The organism is Mesorhizobium sp. ESP-6-2 (assembly GCF_020164675.1).
Taxonomy (GTDB): Bacteria; Pseudomonadota; Alphaproteobacteria; order Rhizobiales; family Rhizobiaceae; genus Mesorhizobium.
In genome coordinates this window covers 158,220-178,365 of sequence record NZ_JAIUGT010000007.1, presented here as the reverse complement: position 1 = coordinate 178,365, position 20,146 = coordinate 158,220, and the positions used below count along the sequence as shown (strand labels likewise).

The 20,146-nt window shown below is 63.8% G+C and carries 18 protein-coding genes; 11 read left to right on the top strand and 7 right to left on the bottom strand.

Annotation, left to right across the window (positions count from 1 at the left end; genetic code table 11):
* Window positions 1-128 precede the first annotated feature (128 nt).
* The 6 genes from lgt (at window position 129) to LB532_RS19575 (ending at window position 6,238) form a co-directional block, all read left to right on the top strand.
* On the top strand, window positions 129-989 hold the full coding sequence (gene lgt, locus LB532_RS19600) for a prolipoprotein diacylglyceryl transferase (protein ID WP_140639719.1): 861 nt from the start codon (window positions 129-131) through the stop codon (window positions 987-989).
* A complete protein-coding gene (locus tag LB532_RS19595) occupies window positions 986-2,083 on the top strand; it encodes a class I SAM-dependent methyltransferase (protein WP_140639720.1) in 1,098 nt (365 codons plus the stop codon). The genes lgt and LB532_RS19595 overlap by 4 nt, the downstream gene beginning before the upstream one ends.
* A gap of 357 nt (window positions 2,084-2,440) precedes the next feature.
* Window positions 2,441-3,235 carry a peptidoglycan editing factor PgeF gene (gene pgeF, locus LB532_RS19590; protein WP_140639721.1) on the top strand — a complete coding sequence of 265 codons (795 nt, stop codon included), beginning with the start codon at window positions 2,441-2,443 and terminating at the stop codon, window positions 3,233-3,235.
* On the top strand, window positions 3,235-4,386 hold the full coding sequence (locus LB532_RS19585) for a M24 family metallopeptidase (protein ID WP_140516886.1): 1,152 nt from the start codon (window positions 3,235-3,237) through the stop codon (window positions 4,384-4,386). Before pgeF ends, LB532_RS19585 begins: the two co-directional genes overlap by 1 nt.
* 43 nt (window positions 4,387-4,429) lie before the next feature.
* On the top strand, window positions 4,430-5,062 hold the full coding sequence (locus LB532_RS19580; protein ID WP_140639722.1) for a hypothetical protein: 633 nt from the start codon (window positions 4,430-4,432) through the stop codon (window positions 5,060-5,062).
* 240 nt (window positions 5,063-5,302) lie between these two features.
* Complete coding sequence (locus LB532_RS19575) at window positions 5,303-6,238, top strand: ribose-phosphate pyrophosphokinase (RefSeq protein ID WP_019860650.1); 936 nt, start codon at window positions 5,303-5,305, stop codon at window positions 6,236-6,238.
* A 118-nt stretch (window positions 6,239-6,356) separates the two neighbouring features.
* Here the strand turns inward: LB532_RS19575 and LB532_RS19570 are convergent, their stop codons facing one another.
* Window positions 6,357-7,226 carry an AraC family transcriptional regulator gene (locus LB532_RS19570; protein WP_140556082.1) on the bottom strand — a complete coding sequence of 290 codons (870 nt, stop codon included), beginning with the start codon at window positions 7,224-7,226 and terminating at the stop codon, window positions 6,357-6,359.
* Between the two features lie 120 nt (window positions 7,227-7,346).
* Between LB532_RS19570 and LB532_RS19565 the strand changes: the two genes are divergently transcribed.
* Window positions 7,347-8,600, top strand: coding sequence for an MFS transporter (locus tag LB532_RS19565; RefSeq protein WP_181169375.1), 1,254 nt, complete (start codon window positions 7,347-7,349; stop codon window positions 8,598-8,600).
* Between the two features lie 40 nt (window positions 8,601-8,640).
* Here the strand turns inward: LB532_RS19565 and LB532_RS19560 are convergent, their stop codons facing one another.
* From LB532_RS19560 to LB532_RS19535, 6 genes are all read right to left on the bottom strand, one after another.
* Complete coding sequence (locus LB532_RS19560) at window positions 8,641-9,399, bottom strand: ABC transporter ATP-binding protein (protein ID WP_140639724.1); 759 nt, start codon at window positions 9,397-9,399, stop codon at window positions 8,641-8,643.
* Window positions 9,400-9,416: 17 nt separating this feature from the next.
* Entirely contained in the window at window positions 9,417-10,412 is a 996-nt protein-coding gene (locus LB532_RS19555) for an ABC transporter substrate-binding protein (protein WP_140639725.1), read from the bottom strand.
* 47 nt (window positions 10,413-10,459) lie between these two features.
* A complete protein-coding gene (locus tag LB532_RS19550; protein WP_140639852.1) occupies window positions 10,460-11,308 on the bottom strand; it encodes an ABC transporter permease in 849 nt (282 codons plus the stop codon).
* A gap of 24 nt (window positions 11,309-11,332) precedes the next feature.
* Window positions 11,333-12,691, bottom strand: coding sequence for an LLM class flavin-dependent oxidoreductase (locus LB532_RS19545; protein ID WP_140639726.1), 1,359 nt, complete (start codon window positions 12,689-12,691; stop codon window positions 11,333-11,335).
* 33 nt (window positions 12,692-12,724) lie between these two features.
* Window positions 12,725-13,282 (bottom strand): FMN reductase, encoded by a 558-nt coding sequence (gene msuE / locus LB532_RS19540; RefSeq protein ID WP_140639727.1) that lies wholly within the window; start codon window positions 13,280-13,282, stop codon window positions 12,725-12,727.
* 451 nt (window positions 13,283-13,733) lie between these two features.
* Window positions 13,734-15,704, bottom strand: a complete 1,971-nt coding sequence (locus LB532_RS19535; RefSeq protein WP_140639853.1) for a putative bifunctional diguanylate cyclase/phosphodiesterase — start codon at window positions 15,702-15,704, stop codon at window positions 13,734-13,736.
* A gap of 320 nt (window positions 15,705-16,024) precedes the next feature.
* Between LB532_RS19535 and LB532_RS19530 the strand changes: the two genes are divergently transcribed.
* The 4 genes from LB532_RS19530 (at window position 16,025) to ychF (ending at window position 20,028) form a co-directional block, all read left to right on the top strand.
* Window positions 16,025-17,059, top strand: a complete 1,035-nt coding sequence (locus tag LB532_RS19530) for a class I SAM-dependent methyltransferase (protein WP_140639728.1) — start codon at window positions 16,025-16,027, stop codon at window positions 17,057-17,059.
* 381 nt (window positions 17,060-17,440) lie between these two features.
* Window positions 17,441-18,079: a 50S ribosomal protein L25/general stress protein Ctc gene (locus LB532_RS19525; RefSeq protein ID WP_140496025.1), complete on the top strand. Its 639-nt coding sequence runs from the start codon at window positions 17,441-17,443 to the stop codon at window positions 18,077-18,079.
* Window positions 18,080-18,101: 22 nt separating this feature from the next.
* Window positions 18,102-18,830, top strand: coding sequence for an aminoacyl-tRNA hydrolase (gene pth, locus LB532_RS19520; protein ID WP_140639729.1), 729 nt, complete (start codon window positions 18,102-18,104; stop codon window positions 18,828-18,830).
* A 94-nt stretch (window positions 18,831-18,924) separates the two neighbouring features.
* Entirely contained in the window at window positions 18,925-20,028 is a 1,104-nt protein-coding gene (gene ychF / locus LB532_RS19515; protein ID WP_140524909.1) for a redox-regulated ATPase YchF, read from the top strand.
* Window positions 20,029-20,146 lie beyond the last annotated feature (118 nt).

The following is a 20,146-nucleotide window of genomic DNA, read 5'->3' as shown; positions in this document are numbered from 1 at the left end:
CACCGCCCGCACGGCGCGATGGGCCTGCAAGCGGTGATCCGATCCGATCTTTGACGCCGACTACCTTGCCTTGACCCCGCCAAAACCCTGCCGCATGGTCCGCGCCAAACGCAACCGAGAGCTCCCCGTTGAACGAATATTTCCTGCTGCCGCTGGCCTCGTTGCCCTTTCCCAACATCGACCCGGTGCTGATTCAGATCGGACCGCTGGCGGTGCACTGGTACGGCGTCGGCTACATCGTCGGCATCCTGTTCGCCTGGTGGTACGCCAAGCGGCTCGCCGCCAATCCGAAACTCTGGGCCGACGGCATCCTGCCGATGAAGCCGGAGGACCTCGATGATTTCATCATCTGGGCGGCCATCGGCGTCGTGCTGGGCGGGCGCACCGGCTACGTGCTGTTCTATGACCTGCCGCGCTATATCGCGCACCCGCTCGACATCTTCGCCGTCTGGCAGGGCGGCATGTCGTTCCATGGCGGCCTGCTCGGCGTCATCCTCGCCATGACGCTGTTTTCGATCAAGCGCGGCATCCGCACCTGGTCGCTATTCGACGTCGTGGCCGCCGGCGTGCCGGTCGGTCTTGGCCTCGTGCGCGTCGCCAACTTCATCAACTCCGAACTCTGGGGCCGGCCAACCGACATGCCGTGGGCGATCGAGTTTCCCAATGGCGGGCCGTTTACCCGCCATCCGAGCCAGCTTTACGAGGCCCTGCTTGAAGGCCTGGTGCTCTTTCTCGTGCTGCGCTTCCTCACCCATTCGCGCCTCAAGCTGAAGACGCCGCGCTTCGTCGGAGGTGCCTTCATCTGCGGCTATGGCCTGTCGCGCATAGCAGTCGAATTCTTCCGCGAGCCCGACCAGCAGCTCGGCTATCTCCTCGGCACCAACTGGCTCACCATGGGCATGATCCTGTCCTCGCCGATGGTGCTGGCCGGCATTTGGGCGATGACGACAGCCAAGCCGGTGCCGCAGTCACGGCCGCAGGCGACATGACGCGGCTGAAGACACGCATCGTCGATCTGATCGAGGCGACGGGGCCGATCCCCGTCAACGAATACATGGCATTGTGCCTGTTCGATCCCGAGGCGGGCTACTACACCACGCGCGAACCGTTCGGCGCCGCCGGCGATTTCGTCACCGCGCCGGAGATCAGCCAGATGTTCGGCGAGCTCGTCGCCGTCTGGCTCTACCAGGCCTGGCTGGCGGTCGGCCGGCCGACGCCGGTCACCATCGGCGAGATCGGCCCCGGCCGCGGCACGCTGATGAAGGACATGCTTCGCACCCTGTCGCGGCTCGAACCGGCACTGGCCAACGACGCTGCCTTCGCCATGATCGAGACCAGCCCGCGCCTGACCGAAGTGCAGAAACAGACGCTCGGCGCCACACCGTTCTCGATTCGCTGGCACGAGACCATCGATACGCTGCCGCCACAGCCGCTCTTCATCGTCGGCAACGAATTGTTCGACGCCATCCCCGTCCGCCAGTTCGTCCGCGCCGGCACCGGCTGGCGCGAGCGCGTGGTCGGCCTCGACGCCACGAACAATCTTTCCTTCTTCGCCGGCGCCGGCTCGCTCGACCCGACGCTGCTGCCCGCCGATGCCGGCGAAGCACCGCAAGGCGCGATCGTCGAGATAGCTCCTGCCCGCATCGCCCTGATGGCGGCCATAGCCGAGCGCATAGCCGCTCAAGGCGGCTCCGGCCTGTTTGCCGACTATGGCTATCTGCGGCCGGGTGTCGGCGACACGTTGCAGGCCGTGCGCCGTCATGATCACGAAGATGTGCTGGCCAATCCCGGGCAAGCCGACCTCACCTCCCATGTCGATTTCGCCGCCCTTGCCGGGGTGGTGCGCGCGCATGGTCTGGACGCCCATCTGTCGACGCAGGGTGATTTCCTGCTCGGCCTGGGCATTCTGGAGCGTGCCGGCCGGCTTGGCGCCGATGCCAGCCAGACGGCACGCGACAAGATCGCCGGAGACGTCGAACGCCTCGCCGGGCCGCAGGCCATGGGCGACCTGTTCAAGGTGCTTGCCATAGTGCCGCGCGGCGTTGCCGTTCGCCCCTTTGCCCAAGCTCCGAGCTCGGATTGACAAAGGCGTGACGACGGCCAGTCCGGTTGTGCCGGTACATTTTCATGGCCGGCAACCCCTATAGGAATTTTTTCTTGACGGGGTGAAGGCAACTATGGTAGACATTTGGTTATGGTGCTGAGTTGCGCCAGGGACCCGCCGCACAGGCGGGTTTTTCCGTTCAATTGCTCCCTCAACCGCGCAGCGGCGAAGGAACCGTTACCCCGGATTCGTTGCGTTGCCCCTTCGCCACGCCGGATTGACTTTTCACCGTCACCCCTCCCAATCTCCCGTCCGGTAAAAGAGCGGCTGAACGCCGGCCGTCTCGCTTTCCGACTTTTTCTTGACGAAACCGCCCACACGGACAACAACGCCCACATGCTGAATCAGACTAAACCGGATCCCGTGCGGTCGCCGCTGCTGGACCTGGCGCAGGCACAAGGCATCCGCCACGGTTATTTCACCCGCATAGGCGGGGTCTCGACCGGCATCTATCGGGGCCTCAACATCGGCACCGGCTCGGATGACGACCAGGCGCTGGTCGCCGAGAACCGCCGCCGTGTCGCCGCCTGGATGGGCGTGCCGGCGGACCATCTCCTGACCGCCTGGCAAATCCATTCGCCTGATGTCGTCATCGCCAGGGAACCCTTTGCCGGTGAACGCCCCAAGGCCGACGCCATCGTCACCGACCGGCCGGGCATCGCCATCGGCGCCTCGACCGCCGATTGCGGCCCTGTGCTGTTCGCGGATGCCGGGGCGCGCATCATCGGCGCGGCGCATGCCGGCTGGAAAGGCGCCTTCACGGGGGTGCTCGAGAACACCATTGCCGCCATGGAAAGTCTCGGCGCTCGCCGTGAAAACATCGTCGCCGTGCTCGGCCCTTCGATCGGCCCGGAAAACTACGAGGTCGGGCCCGAATTCGTCGCCCGCTTCGTCGAGGCCGATGGCGAAAATGACAGGTATTTCGCGCCTTCGGCGAATCCCGGTCATTCGATGTTCGACCTCAACCGCTACACGGTGGACCGGCTCGACAGGGCGGGTGTGACCGCGCAGGGTCTCGGCCGCTGCACCTATGCCGAGGAAGATCTGTTTTACTCCTACCGGCGCACGACGCACCGCAAGGAACCCGATTACGGCCGGCAGGTATCGGCAATCGTTTTGGAGAGTGAATGATGGCGCTGCATTTTGAACGATCCGAATTCGACGCGCGCCGCGATCGGCTGGTGATCGAGATGGCCGAGAAGAAGCTCGACGCCATCCTGCTCTTCGCGCAGGAAAGCATGTATTGGCTGACCGGCTACGACACGTTCGGTTTCTGCTTCTTCCAGTGCCTGGTGGTGAAAGCCGACGGGTCCATGGTGTTGCTGACCCGCTCGGCCGACCTGCGTCAGGCGCGCCACACCTCGATCATCGACAACATCGTGCTGTGGACCGATCGCGATGGCGCCAATCCGGCGGTCGACCTGCGCAATCTGCTGAACGAGCTCGACCTGCTCGGCGCCCGCATCGGGGTCGAATACGACACTCATGGGCTGACCGCCTATAATGGCCGCCGCCTCGACGAGCAGCTGCAGACCTTCGGCCAGATCGCCGATGCGTCCGGCATCGTCGGTCGGCTGCGCCTGTTCAAGAGCCCGGCCGAGATCGCCAAGGCCGAGAAGGCGGCGAACCTGGCCGACGACGCGCTGGATGCGGCCTTGCCGCTGATCAAGCAGGGCGGTGACGAGGCACTGATCCTTGCCGCCATGCAAGGCGCGATCTTTGCCGGCGGCGGCGACTATCCGGCCAACGAATTCATCATCGGCTCCGGCGTCGACGCACTGCTGTGCCGCTACAAGGCCGGCCGCCGCAAGCTCACCAAGAACGACCAGTTGACGCTCGAATGGGCGGGGGTGTTTCATCACTATCATGCGCCGATGATGCGCACGGTGCTGACCGGCAAGGCCTCGAAGCGCCATCAGGACTTGTTCGACGCGGCCCGTGCCGCGCTGCTGGCGGTCGAGAAGGCGATGACGCCGGGCAACAGTTTCGGCGACGTGTTCGACGCGCATGCCCGTGTCATGGAGGCACGTGGACTGACCAAGCATCGGCTGAATGCCTGCGGCTACTCGGTCGGCGCCCGCTTCACCCCGTCCTGGATGGACATGCCGATGTTCTACCAGGGCAATCCCGAGCCGATCGCGCCGAACATGACGCTGTTCGCCCACATGATCATCATGGATTCCGAAACCGAGACGGCGATGACGCTTGGCCGCACCTATCTCACGACCGAATCACAGCCGAAGCCGCTTTCCCGCCATGATCTCGACTTGATCGTACAGTGAATCCACGATGGGAGGCGTTCTTCGCCAAGGAGTTAGAAGGCAAATGAGACGATCGCAGCTGACGACCGTGTCATTGCTCGTGGTCTTGGCGCTCGCCGCCTGCACCAACGCAAAAGACGTCCTCGAACCCTCCGCCATCACCCCGCCCACGGCCGCGGCGCCGGCCACGCCGGCAACCCAGGGCGGCGGCACCGCCACCCCGGCGCCCGCTGGCCCCGCCACGACCACGGCGGGCGCTCCTGCAACGACCACGACGTCAGCCACGCCGGCCCAGACCGCGGCAGTCCTTGCCAGGACGCGCCTGCAGATCGCGCCGATCGTCGGCGCTTCGGTGGAAGCGGCGACGCCGCTGACGGCGGAGTTGCAGACGCGCGCCAGGCAGCGCGGCATCACGCTGGCCGGCAGCGCCGACCAGACCGCGACCCATGTGCTCAAAGGCTATTTCTCGGTGATCTCCGAAGGCAAGGACACCACCGTCATCTATGTGTGGGACGTCTACGATCCCTCGGGCAACCGCCTGCATCGCATCAACGGCCAGCAGAAGGCGGCTTCGGCCAATTCCGGCGCCAGCGGGGGCGGCGACAGCTGGAAAGCGGTGGCGCCAGCCACCATGCAGGCAATCGCCGACCAGACCATCGACCAGTTCGCGGTATGGCTCGGCGGCAAGGCGGGCTAGACCATCGGACCCGAATGGAAAGGGGCCGCGGGGAAATCCGATGCTCGAACAAGAGGAAGGAGCAGCGGCGCCGGGTCCGTTGCCCGGTGTTGCCCATACGCGATGGCGCGAACATTTCCCAGGATTAGCCGGCGGATTTCCAATCACGGTGCTTGCAATAGCCGCGCGGGCCGCTAAAAGCCCGGTTAAAGGGCGTAGGCGAGTCTGTTGGGGCTCTCCATCCTCCACCAGGAACGGTGCATGAAACTCTTCGCGGGCAATTCCAACAGGGTGCTGGCCGAGGCGGTCGCCCGCTATCTCAACATCCCGCTGGGCAAAGCCAGTGTCAGGCGCTTCGCCGACCAGGAAATCTTCGTCGAGATCCAGGAAAACGTGCGCGGCGAGGATGTCTTCATCCTGCAGTCGACTTCCTTTCCGACCAACGATCACCTGATGGAACTGCTCATCATGATCGATGCCTTCATGCGCTCGTCGGCCAAGCGCATTACGGCGGTGATCCCCTATTTCGGCTATGCCAGGCAGGACCGCCGCGCCTCCGGCCGCACGCCGATCTCGGCCAAGCTGGTCGCCAACATGATCACCCGCGCCGGGGTCGACCGCGTGCTCACGCTCGACCTCCACGCCGGCCAGATCCAGGGCTTCTTCGATATTCCGACCGACAATCTGTTCTCGGTGCCGGTCATGGCCCGCGACGTGAAGGCGAAATACAAGCAGCTCGGCAACGTCGTCGTCGTGTCGCCCGACATTGGTGGCGTGGTGCGTGCACGCGCGCTGGCCAAGCGCTTCGACGCACAGCTCGCCATCGTCGACAAACGCCGCGAGCGTCCCGGCGAATCGGAGGTCATGAACATCATCGGCGCGGTCGCCGGCAAGGACTGCCTGCTGATCGACGACATCGTCGATTCCGGCGGCACGCTGTGCAACGCCGCCGATGCGCTGCTGGCCAACGGCGCCACCAGCGTCACCGCCTATATCACTCATGGTGTGCTGTCGGGCGGCGCGGTCGCCCGCATCAGCGGCTCCAAGCTGCAGGAACTGGTGATCACCGATTCCATCCAGCCGACCCAGGGCGTGCTCGACGCCCCCAATATCCGCGTCATCTCGATCGCCGACCTGATGGGCGAAGCCATCTCGCGCACGGCAACCGAGGAATCGGTGTCGAGCCTGTTCGACTAATTGTCGATCCCGGCGGGCGCGTAGCGCAGCAAAACAGATTACAACGTGCAATCAGTGCTCCTGCAAATGGACCTTAGACCGAGGGTTGCTGCATCAGCTTGATGCCATCGGCGCTGCCTCAAGCGGCGATCGGACCGCCTATGCGCCGCGGGTTTTCGCCGGCATCTCGCGCGCCTCGCATATAGCCGCGCGGCGAGGCACCCAGCATGCGCTTGAACATGGTGATGAAGGCCGGCACGCTGTCATATCCGAGATCGAGCGCCACCCGAGTGATCGGCTCGCCATCGGCGAGCCTCGGCAGCGCCGCGAACAGGCATGCTTGCTGGCGCCATGTCGATAGCGACAGTCCGGTCTGGCGATGAAAGGCGCGCGTGAAGGAGCGTCGGCTCATGCCGGCGGCGTCCGCCCACTCGTCGATCGTCGCGCGCGGCGACGGTGCCGCCACGAAACGCCGGCACAGCGCCGCCAGCCTGGGATCGGACGGGAACGGCAGGCCAAGCGGCCGCTCAGGCAAGGTCGGGATTTCGTGCAGCAGGAGATTCATGATCAGCCCGCCGCGCCCTTCCAGCACGCCGCCTTGCGGCAGTTTCTCCGATTCCACGATCAGGCTGTGCATCAGGTCGGTGACGCCGACGACGCGCAGGCCTTCCGGCAGTCCGGGGATCGCTCCCGGCATGACATAGACCGAGCGCATCGAGACATCGCCCAGCATCTCGACGGAATGCTCGGTTCCCGCCGGAATCCACATGGCGTGATCGGGCGGGACCATCCAGCGCCCGTGCCGCGTCGTCACCAGCACGACACCGACCAGCGCATGCAGCAACTGGCTGCGGCTGTGGCGGTGCCGCGGCACATGGTAGCCGTCGGGATATTCGGTCGGCAACGCCACCGCCGGCCCGGCCACTTGCTCCAGCCATAGCCAGCGTCGCTCGTGCAACTGCTCGAGGTCGGCACTACCAGCGTGAAAAATTTCCCTGCCATGCGGCATAAGCTATGGCCCACTTGCGAAACTATTGGACCAAACCACGAAAGAAGTCGTCCCGCAAGCAGCCTATAAGCCATCCGTTCCCAAGGCGGCGCAGGAGCGTCCGCCAGCTTGCCCGCGGGTATGCCCGCCAAAAAGACTACGGAGCCTACCTTGACCGATACGACAGCCGTCGCCCCTCCCGCGACCGCCAGCCATGCTTCAGCCCAGGCGACGGCCTTCACCGTCATCCTGGCGGTGAGTTTTTGCCATTGCATCAACGACATCATGCAGTCGCTGCTATCGGCCATCTATCCCCTGTTGAAGGAGAATTACGGCCTCGATTTCTGGCAGATCGGCCTTCTCACCTTCACCTTCCAGGTGACCGCGTCGCTGCTGCAGCCGGTGATCGGCATGATCACCGACAAGCGGCCAATGCCCTATTCCCTGCCCTACGGCATGGCCTCCTCGCTGATCGGCCTGATCGTGCTTGCCTATGCCGGCCACTACACGCTGCTCCTGATCGGCGCTTCGCTGATCGGCATCGGCTCGGCGATCTTCCATCCGGAATCCTCGCGCATCGCCCGCTTCGCCTCAGGCGGCCGCTTCGGCCTGGCACAGTCGCTGTTCCAGGTCGGCGGTAATTTCGGCCAGTCCATGGGACCGCTGCTGGCGGCGTTCATCGTCGTTCCCTTCGGCCAGACCAGCATTTCATGGTTCGCCGTCGGGTCGCTGATCGGCATCGTCGTGTTGTGGCAGGTCGGCGGCTGGTACAGCCGCTTGCGCGCCACGCAGGCGAACCGCAAGACGTCCAGTTTCGTCTCGCCCTTCCCGCGCCGCAAGGTGATGGGCGCGCTGGCGGTGCTGACGCTGCTGGTGCTGACCAAAAACGCCTACATCGCCAGCCTCTCCAGCTACTACACCTTCTACGCCATCCATAAGTTCGACGTCTCGGTGCAGATGTCGCAGGTCATGCTGTTCCTCTTCCTCGGCGCCTCGGCGCTGGGCATCCTGCTCGGCGGTCCCTTCGGCGACCGCTACGGACAGAAGGCGATGATCTGGTTTTCCATCGTCGGCGTGCTGCCCTTCACGCTGGCGCTGCCCTACGCCAACATGGAATGGACGATGGTGCTGACGGTGCTGATCGGCCTGATCCTGTCGTCGGCCTTCTCCAACATCGTCGTCTTCGCGCAGGAACTGGTGCCGGGCCGCGTCGGCATGATCGCCGGCATCTTCTTCGGCTTCGCTTTCGGCGTCGGCGGCATCGCGGCAGCCGTGCTCGGCATCGTGGCCGACATGAAGGGCATCGACTTCGTCTTCCAGATCTGCTCGTATTTGCCGTTCCTGGGCCTGCTGACGGTGTTCCTGCCCAACATGAAGGAAGCGCGGAAGGCCTAGCCTGGGAAAGCGCCTCGACACGTGCGAGCGCGTCGAGGCCTCAGTGCAGGCCGAATTCGCGCAGCAACTCTTCACGGTGGCGCACGAAGCGGCTTTCGCTGCGATCACGGGGGCGCGGCAGGTCGACGGTGATCAGCCGCGCCGCGCCGCCTTTCTCCTTGGGCAGGATCAGCACCCTGTCGGCGAGATAGATCGCCTCCTCCAGATCGTGGGTGACCATGACCATGGTGACGTTTTCCTCACTCCAGATACGCGCCAGTTCCTCCTGCATGGAGATCTTGGTCATGGCGTCGAGGGCGCCGAGCGGCTCGTCGAGCAGCAATATCTCGGGCTGCACCGTCAGCGCCCGGGCGATGCCGACGCGTTGCGCCATGCCGCCCGAAAGCTGCCGCGGGTAGGCATCGCTGAACTCGGCAAGACCGACCAACGCTATGTAGAAGCGCGCCCTCTGCTCGGCCTGCGCCTTGGGCACGCCGCGAACTTCGAGGCCGAATGCGACATTGCCAAGCACGCTCAGCCAGGGCAGCAGGCGCGGTTCCTGGAAGATCACCGCCCGCTCCGCGCCGACGCCTTTTATTTGCTTGCCGTCGATCGCTACGGCGCCCTCGTCGGCGGTCTCCAACCCGGCAAGGATGCGCAGCAATGTCGTCTTGCCCGATCCGCTGGCGCCGACAATGACCAGGCACTCGCCGGAGCGGATGTCGAGATTGAGCGAACGCAGCACGGCGAGCGAGCGCCCGCCGAGCGCAAAGGACTTCGACAGGTCGCGGATCGTGACCTCGCCGCGTGCTGTGGCCATGCTGGGAGTCCCCTTGCTCAATTGGTCTTGCTTTCGCCTGGCCGGTAGAGGATGTCGGCAGCCTTGAGCTTGCCTTTCGGCAGGCGGCCGTCGCGCTCGAGCACAGCCACCCAGAAGTCGATGTCGCGGTCGGTCGCCACCGCCTTCTCGCGCAGACCGAAACCCGTCCAGTAGCGCGCCAGTTCGCCGTTCTCGCCGCGTTTGTCGAGGATTTCGGCCAGCACCTTGCGTGCCTCGTCGGGGTTCTGTCGCGACCAGTCGGCCGCACGCGCGGACTGCTCGACGAAGTTCTTGGCGGCGTCGCGATTGGCGACGATGAAATCCCGCCGCAGCACGACGAAGCCGCCCGCGATCTCGCCCAGCACGTCGGCGTCGTTGAACACGCCGCGCACACCGCCATTGGCCACCAGGGCACCGGCGAAAGTCGCCTGCCAGTAGCCGAGCCCGGCGACATCGACCTGATGCGAGCGCAGCGTCTGCTCGAGTTGCGGCCCCGGCACCACGACGAGCTTCGCCGCGTCCGGCGGCAGGCCGACGCTGTGCAGCGCCTCACGCACCGCGTAGTCGAGATGGGCGCCGAGCGTGTTGACCGAAATCGTCTTGCCGGCGATGTCCGCGATCGACCTGATCGGGCTGTCCTCCAGCACATAGAAGACGCTTTTGACCTGGCTGTTGATGCCGTTGCTCGGATAGGCGGCGACGAAGTCGTTGCCGCCGGCGATCGAGTTGATCACGGCCGGCGTGGCGGCCGAACCCAGGTCGACGCTGCCGGAGGCGAGCGCGAACAGCGATTCCGGGCCGCCGCCCGCATAGCCGACATTCTCGAGCTCGATGCCGAGGCCCTTGAAGTAGCCGAGTTGGTCGGCGAGCTCATGCGGAGAGATGCCACCGCGGCTGGCGAGATAGCGTATCTTGACGGAAGCGGCCTGCGACCGCGCGATCGACGGTAGCCCGACGATGATGCCGGCGGCAAGAGGAGCGCGCAGAAGCAGGGAGCGGCGTGTGATGGTCATGATCCGGCCTTTCACTTTTCAAAAATGACGATGATGGGGGCGGCTGTTCAGCCGGCGGAACTGCTCCAGCGGCAAAGCCGCCGCTGCAGGCTGACCAGCACCTGGTTCGCGATCAGGCCGAGCGCGGCCAGGATCACGATCGACGCGAACATCAGCGGGATCTGGAAATTGTACTGCGCGTTCATCACCTGGAAGCCGATGCCTTTGTTGGCGCCGATCATTTCCGAGGCGATCAGCAACAGCAGCGCGGTGGTCGCGCCGAGCCTCAACCCGACGAAGATCGAAGGCACGGCGCCTGGTAGCACGACGCGCCGGAATATGGTCAGCCGCCGGGCGCCGTAGACGCGCGCCATTTCGAGCAGCTTCGGATCGACCTCCTTGACGCCGCTGATCGTGTTGAGCAGCAGCGGAAACAGCGTCGCCCAGAAGATGACGAACACTTTGGAGGCTTCGCCTAGCCCCAGAAGCAGGATGAAGACGGGATAGAGCGCCAGGGCCGAGGTCTGCCGGAACAGTTGCAGGATCGGATCGAGCGCCGTCTCGACGCTGCGGACCTGACCCATGACGAGGCCGAGCGGGATGGCGACTGTAGCCGCCGCGGCGAAGGCGAGGCCGGCGCGCTGCAGGCTGATGGCGATGTCGCCGAGCAGGCTGCCCCCGGCGAGGCCCTTCCAGAGCGCTACGACGATCATGTCGATCGGCGGCAACACCGCGGCATTGACCCAGCCGCCGCTCGCCGCTGCCTGCCAGAACGCCAGGAAACCCAGAAGCACGCCATAGCGCGACAGCAGACGCGCCAGGGTTCGGCCAGCCAGGCTCAGAATATCGGCACCGAGCCCGTTGCCGTTTTCATGCGCGCCGATGCCGGTCGGCCGTTCAATGTGCTGCAAAGTCATCGTCATGCCTTTCGCTTCAACGCATCATTCGGCGGCGAGCACGGTCGAACGGGCAACCGTCCAGGGGTTCTGCGGCCGCTTGAGGCCAAGATTCTCGCGCAGCGTCCTGCCCTCGTAAGCGGTACGAAACAGGCCGCGCCGCTGTAATTCGGGGACCACCAGGTCGACGAAATCGTCTAGCGCGCCGGGCAGCCATGGCGGCAGGATGTTGAACCCGTCGGCGGCTTCGTTGCTGAACCATTCCTCCAGTTGGTCGGCGACCTGAATGGCGCTGCCGATCACGGTGTAGTGGCCTCGTGCGGTCGCGACCCATTGATAGAGCTGGCGGATGGAGAAGTTGTGCTCGTCTGCGATCTGGCGGATCAGCGCCTGGCGGCTTTTCATGCCTTCGGTTTCGCGGCTCGGCGGCAGCGGTCCGTCGAGCGGATAGCCCCTGAGATCGAGCGTTTGTCCGGCAAGCCCGTTGAGCAGTGCGACGCCGTCCTCGGGCAGGATCAGGTCGTTCAATTGCTGATACTTGGCTCGCGCCTCTTCTTCGGTGCGGCCGACAAAGGGCGCCACGCCCGGCATGATCAGCACCTGTTCGGGATCACGGCCGGCTAGCGCCACGCGGGCCTTGATGTCGCGATAGAATTCCTGCGCAGAAGCAAGGTTCTGATGCGCGGTGAAGATGACCTCGGCCGAGGCTGCCGCGAGCTTGCGCCCATCCTCGGACTGGCCCGCCTGCACGACCACGGGGTGGCCCTGCACCGGACGCGGCACGTTGAGCGGCCCTTTGACACTGAAATGCTCACCCTTGTGGTCGATGTCGTGAAGCTTGTCTTTGTCGTAGAAGCGGCCCGTTTTCTTGTCGCGGATAAAGGCGTCGTCCTCCCAGCTGTCCCACAGCGCCTTCACCGTCTCGACATGCTCATGCGCTCGTGCGTAGCGCTCGGCATGGTTGGGCTGGATGTCGCGGTTGAAGTTGCGCGCCGTGTCGTCGCCCGCCGAGGTGACGACGTTCCAGCCGGCCCGGCCATTCGACAAGAGGTCGAGCGAGGCGAATTTGCGGGCAAGCGTGTAGGGCTCCTCATAGGTGGTCGAGGCCGTGGCGATGAATCCGAGATGCGTCGTCAGCGGCGCCAGCGCCGCAAACAACGTCACCGGTTCGAAACCCGCGATCTTGGCGTTGCCGCCTTCGCGGGCGCCAAGCCCGACCGTCAGGTTGTCGGCGAGGAAATAGGCATCGAACAGGCCCCGTTCGGCGGTCAGCGCGAGCTGCTTGTGAAACTCGAAATTGGTCGCGCCGTCGGCCGGAGCGTCGGGGTGGCGCCAGGCGGCGACATGCTGGCCGCCACCGGGTAGAAAGGCGCCGAGCTTGATCTGTCTTGATTTGATGGTCATGGCTGGGTCCCTCTGTTCGAAAACCATTGGAGTTCAGGCGGCGAGGCCGACGCTGCGTGCCGTCCCGACGACGCGGGAAACCTCGGCAACCGCCTGCCGGGCGCGGGCATGGATGGCCTCCGACACCAGGACGCCGTCGGCGAAATCCTTGTCCGATGCGTAGATCGCGGTCGGCACGGTCAGCGCCTCGAAAAAACCGAACAGCGGCCGCAGCTGATGTTCGACGATCAGCGAGTGGCGTTCGCCGCCGCCCGTCGCGGCAAGGATGACCGGTTTCCCGCGCAACGACGACGGATCGAGCAGATCGAACAAATGCTTGAAGAGCCCGGTATAGCTGCCTTTGAAGGTCGGCGACCCCGCGACCAGCACATCGGCGCCGACCAGCTGTTCGATGATGGCGCGGGCCGCAGGATCGAGATCGCCGAGGTGCCGTGCCGCCGGCAGCGACGGACCGAGATTTTCAATATCGTATATAGCCGAGGTCGCCCCGATGCGGTTCGCCGTCTCGCCGGCGATATGGCTGATAAAGGCCTTGGTCTTCGATGGGCGGGTCAGGTTACCGGATATTCCCACCACCAGCTTGTTCGTCATCGGGCTCTCCTCGCGGTCCTTATTCATTAAGACTACCGATTTTGTAGAATTAAATGAGCGAGAAGATTTCAAAACTGGCGCAATCGGGAGATTGAGTTTGCGCCGCAGCGCCCTTCAGTGGTTCGGCAGATGCGCGGTTCCGGCTAAGGGGTGTCGCCATTCTCGGACGCCAGGCCGACCAGCGACAGGTCCAGGTCGACCTCGCCGCCGCCGGCCGCAAGCTGCCCGTCCACTGCAACGGCCCGAATGAGACCCCGACCGAACGCTCGGGCATGACGCTGGCTGAACTCGATGCCCTGAACCGAGAGATCCAGGCGCTGTCCGCGGCGTTGACGAGCGATCGTCAGCCACACCTGCGCCTGGCAGCCGTTCCGACCGATGGATTGTCCGGGGCGCCAGGATCAAATCGACGGCCCGCCGTGCGGGTCGGCGGGACCTGAGCCAAGCCTGATCAGGCGGATTTCAGCACAGTGAATGGGCGTTTGACAGTCCGCTTTGCCTGGAAACTCCCGGCCGGAGCGGGCCGGCCGACATGAAAGCCCTGGACCTTGTCAATGCCGAATTCGCGCATGAGAGCCATCTGCTCGTCCGTTTCCACCCCTTCGACCAGAATTTTGTGGCCACGGTTTCGGACCAGCGCGACGATGTCCTGGAGCATTGCCTTGCCGTTCGGGGTGGCGCAGTCATGAAGGAAGGAGCGGTCGATCTTCACCGTATCGAAATCGATCAGCCGAAGCCATGAGAGGCCCGCGAAGCCGGTGCCGAAATCATCAAGCCAGATCTTGATCCCCAGCAGCTTCAGGTCGCTGATGCAGCGAAGAATGTCCGAATGCATCTCCATCTCCAGCCCCTCGGTGATCTCGAAGGCCAGCCTGTTGCCGGTTACGCCGGTCTCGCCCAGGATGGTTGCGACCGACGCCGCGAAGCCGGGCGTCTTGAGCTGGATCGGAGAGACGTTGACGCTGACCACGCGCACATGATCGTGCGCCAGGAGCTCGGCGCACACAGTCCTGATGGCCCAGCGCCCGAGTTCCAGGATGGCGCCGGTTCGCTCCGCTACGGGGATGAACAGGCTCGGCGGAACCGATGTGCCGTCCAGCATTTTGAGGCGCATCAGGGCCTCCACCGCTTCAACCCGGTCCGTCGCGACATCCTGGATCGGTTGATAGACCAGTGAAACGAGAGCCTGGCCGATCGCGATCTTCAGCAAAGCCGCAATGTTCTCGCTCTCGTCGCTGCTCTGGGGATCGGTTGGATCGAACAGCCGGGCACAGTTTCGACCGCCTGCCTTTGCCAGATAGAGTGCGCGGTCGGCCTCGTGGATGATCTTCTCCAGCTTGGCACCGGTCTGCGTCCTGGTGAATGCAGCCCCAACGCTTACCGTCACAACCGAGATACCGTCACGCCGCAGTTCGTGGGTAAGCGCCAGGTTCTCGACGGTGCGGCAAATGGCTTCCGCGATATCTATGATCTGATCCTTGTTCTCCATGCGGGCCAGGACGATGAATTCTTCACCGCCGTAGCGGCCGATCGAGCCATTGTATTCCCTGATCATATCCCGGAGGGCATTGGCGACATGGATGAGGCAACGGTCGCCTTCCTGGTGGCCGTAGCAGTCATTGAACTTCTTGAAGAAGTCCACGTCGATGAGCATCGCCACGAAACTGGTGCCGACCCGTTGCCACTCCCCCCAGTAGTCCCTGAGCTTTTCATCGATCGCCCGTCGATTCTCCAGACCCGTAAGCGGATCGGTCCGCGACAGCCGCAGCAGCGCCTTGCCGCGTTCGGTGGCTTCCTTGTGCTGGATTTTGGCTTCCAGCGCGTTCAGGAAGACGTTGTAGCGCTCCTCGTTCAGCTTCCAGTTCACATAGGACGTGAATGTGAAGCACGAAACGTAGAAGGCGCCAAATACCATCTTGTATGTTACCGTGGCAGGCACAAAGTAATTCACAGCATACAAGACACACATGATGATGGTCGATGTCACGATCGATAGATTGAAACTGAATGTAAAGAATAGATTTGCACTCATCATGAAAATGGTGCCGAATACCATATAGTAGGCGACGCTTTCCTTGTCCGCGCTCATGAAGGCCGGGAACAACCAGCCGATATAGCCGAAAATGATGGCCCCGGCGCAAGTCACGTCGAGCCATTCCGTGGCCACTCCCCGGCGAAGTTGCGCCTCCAGGATCGACAGCGCGGTCACACCGACGGCGAAGCGCGCCATGATCGTATAGGCCGCCACGTCCGGGATCAGCAGCAGATCCGTTGCCGAAAACAGGAGATAGATGGCCACGGCGATCCAAAGCCCAGGCCGGGCTTCCAGTCTTCGCTTCGCCTGGGCTTCCCTTCGATAAAGGACGCGGAGCTCGTCGGCCCCCGGCTCGTAGCGGGCTTCGTACGGCTCTACATGCGCCATGTCGGCCAGTCTGGATGACACGCGTTCGCTCTCGACAAATCCTGGTTGAAGGGGATTTTGCGTTCCAAGTTCTTTCTGGCTTCTGCCCCCACGCGGGCCAACTCCTTGGACGCGACGGCGACTGCGCACCTCGCACGACAATGCAACGGCGCGAAACAAATTTCGGTTAACTCGGGCCGGGAATCCAATGCGGCGGGTTTTAACGCGCGAACATGGTTGGCGGGAAATTAAGCATACCGTTAAAATGCGTTCGGGACGACATTGGCAAATCGGGCATTGTACGTAATAAGTTAACTGACTGTTAACTATGGAGTGCTCGAGTGCAAAGTGTCTTTGATGGCAAAAGCCTGATTACTGCCGAGATGATTGCCGGCAGTTTTCCTCGAAAAAAGCCCGAGCATCACGGCGAGGCGTTCGAAACCGCCCGCGCCGAGCTAGCGCTCATTCTCCACGCCACACACCAGCAGGTCGAGGAAGGCAAAGACCCTGCCGAGATCGTTCGTCGCCTGCTGTCCTACCTCAACGCCCTGCGGTCCAAGGTTCATCCCGACGTTTGGCAGTCGTTGATCCCTGTGGCGCAGAACCACCCGATCCTGGACTACTTTCTCCAGGACCCGCTCACCCGGTGGTCATTCACCAAGCCGAGGGGCTACTCCGGCGACGCGCAGTTGCTCGACTACATCTATTGTGATCCGCACGTGGCCGAAAGCGTGGCGAGCGCCTCGGACACCGGAAAAGCACTCTACAGCCATACCAAGGACGTACCGTCCTGCGTGGCGGCGCGGGAACGGCGCGATCTCTTGACCCGGTATGTCGACGAGACGGCGGACAAGAGCGGACCGCAAGCCGAGGTCCTGGCGATCGCCGCCGGTCATTTGCGCGAGGCCAATCGTTCGACCGCCTTGGCCGAGGGCCGCCTCAAGCGCTGGGTTGCGCTCGATCAGGACCCCCAGAGCGTTGGATTGATCGCGCGCGACTTCCAGGGCACCGCGATCGAGGCCGTCGACGGTTCGGTGCGGACCGTGCTCACCAGGGGCCACAAGCTGGGCAAGTTCGACCTCATCTACGCCTCCGGCCTTTACGACTACCTCCAGCACAACGTCGCCGTGAAACTCACGAAGACTTGCCTGCAGATGCTGAAGCCGAACGGCAGGTTCCTGTTTGCGAACTACGCCGAGGGCAATCCCGACGCCGGCTATCGGGAAACGTTCATGGACTGGGTGCTGCTGCTGCGTTCCGAGGTCGACATGTGGAACATCATCAATGCCAGCGTCGACCGCAACACGGTCGAGGCGCAGGTTTTCTTTGGCGAGAACCGCAACGTGCTGTATGGCGTCATCGAAAAGCGCGGATAGGGCAATTCCAGGAAAAATGCGCGGCGGTTTTCCCGGAGAAAGAGCATAGCGCCTTCCCCGGGCAATTGCGTACAGACAAAGAACTGGAGCGGGTCGGTGACCCTATCGACGCTGAACCGCTCCAGTGACAACCGTGGACCGGCGCCGGCGTGAGGCCTCGAGCGCTTTCGGCCGGGCTAATCGTCCCGCCCCGGACCATCGCCTTTGGATGACTGCCTTTGGCTTGCACCTCCCGCCGCCTTCCGCTATAGAGCCGCCACCCGCGTAGACACCCTTGGAGGCAACGCGGCGGAAGGCCGCCTCACCCGGCGGCTTTCGACGTTTACGGTCAAGGCCCATTGCCAACCGCAAACGCTCCAGAACAACGCGAAAGGAAGTGCCATGAGCCACGATACTTACGAGCTCAAGGCCGAAGCGCGCGAACAGGTCGGTAAGGGGTCCGCCCGTGCAGTTCGCCGCAACGGTAAAGTGCCTGCAGTAATTTACGGTGACAAGCAGCCTCCCCTGGCGATCGCTCTCACCTACAAGGACATCTACTACAAGATCCACGGCGGCGGGTTCCTGACCACGATCGCCACGATCGACGTCGACGGCAAGAAGATCCAGGTCCTGCCGAAGGACTTCCAGCTCGACCCGGTCAAGGATTTCCCTGTCCATGTCGACTTCCTGCGCATCGGCAAGGACACCGAGGTCAATGTCGACGTGCCTGTCCACTTCATCAACGAGGACAAGTCGCCCGGCATCAAGCGCGGCGGCGTGCTCAACATCGTGCGTCACGAGGTCGAGTTCCACTGCCCGGCCAATGCGATCCCGGAATTCATCACCGTCGATCTCACCGGCGCCGACATTGGCGATTCGATCCATATCTCGTCGGTCAAGCTGCCGGCCGGCGTCAAGCCCGTCATCTCCGACCGCGACTTCACCATCGCGACCGTCGCCGGTTCGTCGGCAATGAAGCCGGAGACGGAAGAGACGGTCGAGGCTGCACCTGAGGCGGCTCCCGCCGCCGAAGAGAAGTAACTTTTCACGCCCGGAGCTGACGATGCCGCTTGTCTTTGCAGGCCTCGGCAATCCGGGCGCGAAATACATGAACAACCGGCACAATGTCGGCTTCATGGCGGCGGACGCGATCGCCCGCCGCCACTCCTTTTCGCCCTGGTCTAAGAAATTCCAGGGATTGATCGCCGAGGGCACGCTCGGCGGCGAAAAGATCATCCTGATCAAGCCGCAGACCTTCATGAACCTGTCCGGCCAGTCGGTCGGCGAAGCGCTGCGCTTCTACAAGCTCGGCCCCGGGGCGCTGACCGTCTTCTACGACGAGATCGACCTTGCGGCCGGCAAGGTCAGGGTCAAGGTGGGCGGCGGCTCGGGCGGCCACAACGGCATCCGCTCACTCGACCAGCATGTCGGCAATGCCTATCGCCGGGTACGGATCGGTGTCGGCCATCCCGGCGTCAAGGAGATGGTGCACGGCCATGTGCTCGGCGATTTCGCCAAGGCCGACCGCGAATGGCTGGACGTGCTGCTCGACGTGATCGCCGACGACGCTGGCTTGCTCGCCAAGGGCGACGACAATTCCTTCATGAACCGCATCACGCTGGCGCTGCGCGACAAGCTCGTGCCGACCGGCGATGACGACCGGCCGCCACCCAAGGCGCCGAAACAGCAAAGCCACGTCCGGCAGGCACGCCCGCAGCAGGCGCCCGTCAAGCTGCCGGAGAGCGGCCCGATGGCCGCCATGCTGAAGAAGCTGTTCGGCAACAAGGACTGAGCTTGGGTCCATGGGCGTTACAGGGCTTGACGTTCATCACCCCTATCGCCCATAGCCCTCACCAAATCTCGAATTCCCGATAGGACCGGACAAAATGGGTTTCAAATGCGGCATCGTTGGCTTGCCCAATGTCGGCAAGTCGACGCTTTTCAACGCGCTGACGAGGACGGCCGCCGCGCAGGCCGCCAACTACCCGTTCTGCACCATCGAACCGAACACCGGCGAAGTGGCGGTGCCCGATCCGCGCCTGCAGAAGATCGCCGCGATCGGCAAGTCGAAGGAGATCATCCCGACCCGCATCTCCTTTGTCGACATCGCCGGCCTTGTGCGCGGCGCCTCGAAGGGCGAAGGCCTGGGCAACCAGTTCCTCGCCAACATCCGCGAGGTCGATGCCATCGTGCATGTGCTGCGCTGCTTCGAGGATGACGACATCACCCATGTCGAGGGCCGCATCGACCCGGTCGCCGACGCGGAGACTGTCGAGACCGAACTGATGCTCGCCGACCTCGAGAGCCTCGAACGCCGCATCGCGCAATTCCGCAAGCGCGCGTCCGGCAAGGACAAGGAAGCCTTGACCGTGCTGCCGATGATGGAGGCAGCGCTTGAGCTTCTGCAGGCAGGCAAGCCGACCCGCATCCTGCTCGACGGCATCTCGGCGGAAGATCTGCGCATCCTGCAGGGCTTGAACCTTCTGACCTCGCATCCCGTGCTCTACGTCTGCAACGTCGCCGAGGCGGATGCTGCCACCGGCAACGAGCACACCAGGGCCGTGGAGCAGATGGCCGCCGCGCAGGGCGCCCGCACCGTCGTTATTTCGGCCGCGATCGAAGCCGAGGTTGCGCAGCTCTCCGACGAGGAAGAGATGGAATTTCTGTCCTCGCTCGGCCTCGACGAGCCCGGCCTGAACAAGGTAATCCGCGCCGGCTACGAACTGTTGCAGCTCATCACCTATTTCACCGTTGGGCCGAAGGAGACGCGCGCCTGGACTGTGCACAAGGGCGCCAAGGCGCCGCAGGCGGCCGGCGTCATCCACACCGATTTCGAGCGTGGCTTCATCCGCGCCCAGACCATCGCCTATAATGATTTCGTCACGCTGGGCGGCGAAGTAGCGGCCAAGGAAGCCGGCAAGGCGCGCGACGAAGGCAAGGAATATGTCGTCCAGGACGGCGACATCATGCTGTTCAAGTTCAACACGTGATCCCTCGGTCATATCCGCAGGGATCCTAGGCCGAAGTGTGAACGGGCCAAGCCGCGTCGCATTCCCGACAGGGTGAGGCCGTGCACGGGCTGCCCTCGCTAGGCCTTTCCGCTATTGG

Bases quoted from the DNA above. Each gene is read 5' to 3' on its own strand.
- LB532_RS19555 (WP_140639725.1), bottom strand. From the start codon at position 10,412: ATGACCATCACACGCCGCTCCCTGCTTCTGCGCGCTCCTCTTGCCGCC.
- LB532_RS19535 (WP_140639853.1), bottom strand. From the start codon at position 15,704: ATGGCGCATGTAGAGCCGTACGAAGCCCGCTACGAGCCGGGGGCCGAC.
- LB532_RS19595 (WP_140639720.1), top strand. From the start codon at position 986: ATGACGCGGCTGAAGACACGCATCGTCGATCTGATCGAGGCGACGGGG.
- LB532_RS19585 (WP_140516886.1), top strand. From the start codon at position 3,235: ATGGCGCTGCATTTTGAACGATCCGAATTCGACGCGCGCCGCGATCGG.
- LB532_RS19525 (WP_140496025.1), top strand. From the start codon at position 17,441: ATGAGCCACGATACTTACGAGCTCAAGGCCGAAGCGCGCGAACAGGTC.
- LB532_RS19570 (WP_140556082.1), bottom strand. From the start codon at position 7,226: ATGCCGCATGGCAGGGAAATTTTTCACGCTGGTAGTGCCGACCTCGAG.
- pgeF (WP_140639721.1), top strand. From the start codon at position 2,441: ATGCTGAATCAGACTAAACCGGATCCCGTGCGGTCGCCGCTGCTGGAC.
- ychF (WP_140524909.1), top strand. From the start codon at position 18,925: ATGGGTTTCAAATGCGGCATCGTTGGCTTGCCCAATGTCGGCAAGTCG.
- msuE (WP_140639727.1), bottom strand. From the start codon at position 13,282: ATGACGAACAAGCTGGTGGTGGGAATATCCGGTAACCTGACCCGCCCA.
- pth (WP_140639729.1), top strand. From the start codon at position 18,102: ATGCCGCTTGTCTTTGCAGGCCTCGGCAATCCGGGCGCGAAATACATG.
- LB532_RS19560 (WP_140639724.1), bottom strand. From the start codon at position 9,399: ATGGCCACAGCACGCGGCGAGGTCACGATCCGCGACCTGTCGAAGTCC.
- LB532_RS19580 (WP_140639722.1), top strand. From the start codon at position 4,430: ATGAGACGATCGCAGCTGACGACCGTGTCATTGCTCGTGGTCTTGGCG.
- LB532_RS19565 (WP_181169375.1), top strand. From the start codon at position 7,347: ATGCCCGCCAAAAAGACTACGGAGCCTACCTTGACCGATACGACAGCC.
- LB532_RS19550 (WP_140639852.1), bottom strand. From the start codon at position 11,308: ATGACTTTGCAGCACATTGAACGGCCGACCGGCATCGGCGCGCATGAA.
- LB532_RS19575 (WP_019860650.1), top strand. From the start codon at position 5,303: ATGAAACTCTTCGCGGGCAATTCCAACAGGGTGCTGGCCGAGGCGGTC.
- LB532_RS19545 (WP_140639726.1), bottom strand. From the start codon at position 12,691: ATGACCATCAAATCAAGACAGATCAAGCTCGGCGCCTTTCTACCCGGT.